Origin of the sequence: Oceanicola sp. S124 (assembly GCF_000220565.1) — a bacterium.
Lineage (GTDB): Bacteria > Pseudomonadota > Alphaproteobacteria > Rhodobacterales > Rhodobacteraceae > Pseudooceanicola.
Window position 1 is genome coordinate 1 of the sequence record NZ_AFPM01000089.1, and the last position, 1877, is coordinate 1877.

General features: G+C 70.4%; 3 protein-coding genes. 2 read left to right on the forward strand and 1 reads right to left on the reverse strand.

Annotation, left to right across the window (positions count from 1 at the left end; all coding sequences use genetic code 11):
• Positions 1-582 (reverse strand): 4-hydroxy-tetrahydrodipicolinate reductase (gene dapB / locus OS124_RS0106990; protein ID WP_010138729.1); only part of this gene is annotated, 582 nt, incomplete at its 3' end.
• Positions 583-816: 234 nt separating this feature from the next.
• On the opposite strand from dapB, the gene rbfA reads away from it, so the two are divergent.
• Together rbfA and OS124_RS0107000 are read left to right on the forward strand one after the other, a co-directional pair.
• Complete coding sequence (gene rbfA, locus OS124_RS23940; protein WP_010138730.1) at positions 817-1272, forward strand: 30S ribosome-binding factor RbfA; 456 nt, start codon at positions 817-819, stop codon at positions 1270-1272.
• A 4-nt stretch (positions 1273-1276) separates the two neighbouring features.
• On the forward strand, positions 1277-1877 hold a 601-nt coding region (locus OS124_RS0107000; RefSeq protein ID WP_010138731.1), incomplete at its 3' end, for a phosphodiester glycosidase family protein.

Here is a 1877-nt window from a genome sequence, read left to right on the forward strand (position 1 = left end):
GCCGCGGTCGGCGACCTCTTCCAGGTCGACGCCCCGGCCTTCGGCGGCGGCCTCGCCCAGCATCAGCGCGGTGCCCGAGGGGGCATCGACCTTGCGGTTGTGATGGTACTCGATGATCTCGATGTCGAAATCCTCGTCCAGCGCGGCGGCGACGCGTTTGGTCAGCTGCACCAGAAGGTTGACGCCCAGGGACATGTTGCCGGCGCGCACCACGGTGGCATGGCGGGCGGCGGCAGAGATCCGGGCCAGGTCGTCCGCCGAGAGGCCGGTGGTGCCGATGACATGGGTGGCGCGGGCCTGGGCGGCGAGCGCGGCGAATTCCACGGTGGCGGCAGGGGCGGTGAAGTCGATCACCGCCTGGGCCTGCGAGAAGGCCTGCAGCGCATCGTCGGTGACGGTGACGCCGAGCGGCGCGCCGCCCATGCAGACGCCCACGTCGCGGCCGACCCAGTCGTGGCCCGCGCGCTCGACCACGCCGGCCAGCCGGGCGGCATCGCTTTCGATGACGGTGCGGATCAGCATCTGGCCCATGCGGCCCGAGCCGCCGGTGATCACGATTCCGGGTAGGGTGCTGTCGCTCATCGGCCTGTCCTTGCTGCTGTGCGTCGGTGCGCTGTGTCGCGCCTTCCTAGCGCGGGGGCGGACGCTTGGCAAAGCCGGGATGGCGTGGCAGGCTCGGCAGAGTCACGGTCCGGCGGCGGGGCGGCTCTCTGGCCCGTTCCGCTTGTGCCTGTCCCGCGCCTGCCCTAGATGCGGCCCGACACCAGATCAGAGCAAGCGGCCGGAGGCGATCCGGCGCCGGAAAGGCGGCAAGACATGAGCAAGAACAGGTTCCAAGACGGCCCCGGCCCCTCGCAGCGGCAGCTTCGCGTCGGCGAGACGATCCGCCGTGCCCTCTCCGAGGTGCTGCAACGGGGCGACGTGCATGATCCCGAGCTCAACCGCCTGTCGATCACCGTCGGCGAGGTGCGCTGTTCGCCCGACCTGAAGATCGCCACCGCCTATGTGATGCCGCTTGGCGGCGGCGCGGCGGAAGAGGCGATCTCTCTGCTGGCCCAGCACCGCGGAGAGCTGCGGCGGCTGATCGGGCGCAAGCTGAACCTGAAGTTCACCCCCGACCTGCGCTTCCGCCCCGACGACACCTTCGACCGCCTGGATGAAACGCGCCGGCTGTTCTCCGACGAGGGCGTGCAGCGCGACATCGCCGCAGAGGACGATGACGGGGACGTTGACGAGTCGCATGACGGGTCGGGTGGCGGGGGCAACGCCTGATCCCATGTGGTGCCGCGGCCTTCTCCTGTGCCTCTGGGCGCTGCTGATCTGCCCCCGCGGGGCGGAGGCCGTGGAATGCCGCAACCAGGACTGGCAGGGCAACCGCTACTCGGTCTGCGAGGTGGATCCCGCGCGCGAGGAGCTGCGGCTGTTCCTCTATGATCCCGGCGGGGCGCCCTATGGCGACTTCTCGGCGCTGTCGGCCCGGCTGGCGGGCAAGGGGCAGCGGCTGGCCTTCGCGATGAACGCGGGCATGTATCACGACAACCGTGCGCCGGTCGGGCACTACCTGGAGGACGGCCAGGAGATCATGCGGGTGATCCCCAATGCCGGACCGGGCAACTTCGGCCTGCTGCCCAACGGTGTGCTCTGCATCACCAAGCGCCGCGCCCGGGTGATCGAGACGCTGGATTACCAGGCCCGCCGGGCCGGCCTGAACTGCCGCCATGCCACCCAGTCCGGCCCGATGCTGGTGATCGACGGCGCTCTGCATCCGCGGTTCCTGCCGGACAGCTCGTCGCGCTACATCCGCAACGGCGTCGGCACCAGCCGCGACGGCGACCGCGCGGTCTTCGTGATCTCGCGCAATGCCGTGACGCTGCATG

What these genes read in the sequence shown, in the direction of transcription:
- rbfA (WP_010138730.1), top strand. Translation starts at nt 817, where the DNA reads ATGAGCAAGAACAGGTTCCAAGACGGCCCCGGCCCCTCGCAGCGGCAG.